3 protein-coding genes are annotated in these 3,365 nt (G+C 41.3%); 2 read left to right on the forward strand and 1 reads right to left on the reverse strand.

Annotation, left to right across the window (positions count from 1 at the left end; genetic code table 11):
* Window positions 1-1,382: glycoside hydrolase family 20 zincin-like fold domain-containing protein (locus VF500_RS21420; RefSeq protein ID WP_330861634.1), on the reverse strand; the 1,382-nt coding region annotated here is incomplete at its 3' end.
* A 183-nt stretch (window positions 1,383-1,565) separates the two neighbouring features.
* On the opposite strand from VF500_RS21420, the gene VF500_RS21425 reads away from it, so the two are divergent.
* Window positions 1,566-2,273, forward strand: coding sequence for a hypothetical protein (locus tag VF500_RS21425; RefSeq protein ID WP_330861635.1), 708 nt, complete (start codon window positions 1,566-1,568; stop codon window positions 2,271-2,273).
* 138 nt (window positions 2,274-2,411) lie between these two features.
* Window positions 2,412-3,365: DUF4271 domain-containing protein (locus VF500_RS21430; RefSeq protein ID WP_330861636.1), on the forward strand; the 954-nt coding region annotated here is incomplete at its 3' end.

Genomic DNA, 3,365 nt, shown 5'->3' on the forward strand with positions numbered 1-3,365 from the left:
TAGCCATTATACCTGGTGTTCATGGTCACGTTTTTTACAGTAACCGGAGTAGCGCCCTGTGCATGGGTTAATGCCCCCCAAAGCCTTACACTCTTTCCGAAACTTTGCACATATTTGATAAAGTGATCGGTAAATGCCCGAAAGGCCTCTGCATCTTTTTTAGCATATTCATCAGTGCCAATATGGATTTCCTTGCCTGTAAATACCGGATGATCGCCTGATAAGTATTCGCTAAATACGTTTTCAACAACACTATAGGTAAGTGGATTATGAAGGTCCAGATGATCCATGCCATATAGCTTACTGCCAATCTCCGGTTTTACCTTGGTAAAGGCCAGTGAATGGGCAGGCACATCTATTTCGGGAATGATTTGAACGGCATAATCGTTTGCCAGCTCCTGTAAGGCTATGAACTCTTTTTTGGTATAGGAGCCGTCTTTGGCGGTGAGATTGGGATAAGTGTTATTTTGCAGGCGAAAGGCCGAATACGTACTATCCCAATTATTGTTGAATTGCTTTTTAAATCCGTTATCGTTCAAATGGATCTGAAAATCGTTCATTTTGTAATAGGACATCATTTTAACATAGTCTCTCAGAAATTGTAAACTGAAAAATTTACGTCCGTCGTCCAGCACGAAACCGCGTACTTTAAACTCGGGATAATCCCTGGCAATTCCTTTTGGAATTGTTGTTTTTTGTTCAAGTAGTTGTAATAAGGAGCGCGTACCCCAAAACAGTCCCTGGTATTTTACAGCACTGATGGTAACCATCTTGTTTACTGCCAGGTAATAACCTTCGATGCCTATGGCCGTATCCGCTTCATGCAGGGTTAAATAAATATCACCGTTTCGGGGTTTGCCGATGGCGGTTTTTAAGTTGAACCCTGTTTGTTCGTTTATTTCTTTTTTCAGGATTTCAGCCACCTTTTTTAACTCTACCTTATCGATATCATTGATCACTATCCTGGTTGCATGAGTTAAGTTAAAGCGTCCTGTGTCGCCATGCCATTCGCGGAAGGCGGGGATAACGAAAGGCTGCGGATTAATACCTTTATCCGGGTATTTCCCCGGAACAATTACTTGCTTTGAAACATCATACCTGATAGTATCTGTACTATTGTTTATCAATTGAAAATATAAGTTTACGCTTGTTGCGGCAAGTGGCGGTACAATTCTGCCTGTACTATCAATTACGGGGTTATGGTCGCTCCCTTTTAGCACAAGGTGGTATCCGGTAGGGCTAACAGGAAATGTAATCTTTTTGTCACCCGGTTTTAGCGCCGGTACATCGGGGATGGATTGTATGATGGATTTATTACTTTGAGAAAAAGACAGACCTGAAGCAAGCAGGATCAGGACAATAGTTAAGGCGCATTTTTGCATTCGGTTTTGTGGTTTGTATATGATGAAGGATAATCAACTAAATATAATGTGTTTAAAGTCATACTGTCCCCTTTCTATATCCAGGAACTCTGCGCAAACGATTGTTTAGCCGAAGGTTGATATAAAAGTATAGCAGTGTTTAGTATGGTTATTTATCTTTAGGCAATCCAATCAATTATGAGCATGAACTTTAAACCCCTTTTTATATTGATGATCGGTGCGTTTTTTTTACCCTTAACAGGGGCGCAGCAAACCGGTAAAACAATCCAGGTTAATATTAGTAAGCTGTTTAATGCCCGCCCGGTAACTACAGTTGCTAATGGCAAACTTCAAAGCTGGGTTACAGGTATCGACGGAGGAGGGAAGGGCGATGGCTACTTAACAATGGCCGCTGCATTATTAAATGGCGATAAAACACCACATGCACTGCCTGATGATCCATTGATACCGGCAAATTCAGTTCATCCCGCATTATTACTTCATTACAAAAATGGAGATCAGGGTAACCAAACCCGTAATATAGCTGGCGCGGATAGTTTCAGCTTTGAACTGCCCCCTGAAAAATATTCAAGTTTTTATCTGAGCCTTACCAGTTCTGAGGGGCCATCGCAATTGCATATTACGCTAACTTATACCGATGGTAACGAGATCAAAGATTTTATCTTGCCCGATTATTATAATGATATCCCCGAAGGTGATGTTAACCTGAGTTACGCAGTACATGATCTGGCCAAATGGGGGCCTGGAAATAAGATAACCGAAAGTGATCATCATAATATTGATGTGTTGAATATCCACCCCGATCCGAAGCGGGTTCTTAAAAGAGTTACTGTTAGTAAAGACAAAGCCGGTTACCTGGTGTTTTGGGCAGCTACCGGAGTTACCGGATAGCACAGTTTAGTTTCGGGATTTGAATGAAAAGGCATCGATTTGAGCCTTGAAATAAATTCAAAAAAATATCAATTCATGAAATTCTGGTTCAGATAATTACCCTACTTTTGCAAAAAATAATAAGCCCCGTTTTAAGCTTTGAGGATCCGTTTGGTTATTTGGTGTTGCCTGCTTTTTTTGCTGAATGCTGCTGCTGCTTTTGCGCAACAGGATTCAACGGTGGTTGATACGCCTTTAAAATCGCCTGTACGTGCTTTTCGTCCCGGCAATTCGGTACTTGATTCGGTGGCTAACGCCATGCAAAACAGGGATAAGTTTATTGCCGACTCTGTTGCCATGCGTTACCTCAGGGTGCCTGACGCCGCTATGCGCTCCGCATATGCCGACAGCGTTTTTGCCCAGGAATTATATCATGGCTACGGCTTTCTGGATCTTCACGCCAGGTCAAAAAGCCGGGTAATGGAAGGCCATAGCCGCCCCTCGCGCGATCCCTGGGTTATTGTGATCATTATTGCCATGCTGTTATATACAGCTATCCTTAACCTTGCCCTGAGTAAAGACGTAAGTAACGTGTTTACTTCTTTTTACAGTAAACGTGTGCTTTCAATAGCAGGTAAAGAAGAGAGCCCCGTCAGCTCATGGGCTTTCCTGGGTTTGTTTTTATTATTTTGCGCTACCTTCAGTTTGTTTTTATACCAGCTGGCTGCATACAAGGGCGTTTACTATAAAATTGCAGGAAGCGGTCTGTTCACTTTTCTTACCATTGTAATTATAGTATTATTTTCGCTCAAGTTTTTAATACTCAAGTTTTTAGGGTTTGTATTTGATATTAATAAGCTGGTGAGCGAATACCTTAACATCCTCCATCTTACTTATTTCAACATTGCGTTTGTTTTTTTGCCGGTGGTTATTTGCTTCAGTTTGCTTGGGGCGCAATATATTCAGGTATTACTGAACGCAACACTCATGATAATCATCGTAATTTTTATATGGCAATACATCAGGAGCAGCGTAAATATAATTTCTACCTTTCGATTTCATAAGTTTTATTTATTTACGTATCTTTGTGCCCTCGAAATTTGCCCTGTTTTG

The sequence above is a fragment of the Mucilaginibacter sp. genome, assembly GCF_036383575.1.
GTDB lineage: Bacteria > Bacteroidota > Bacteroidia > Sphingobacteriales > Sphingobacteriaceae > Mucilaginibacter.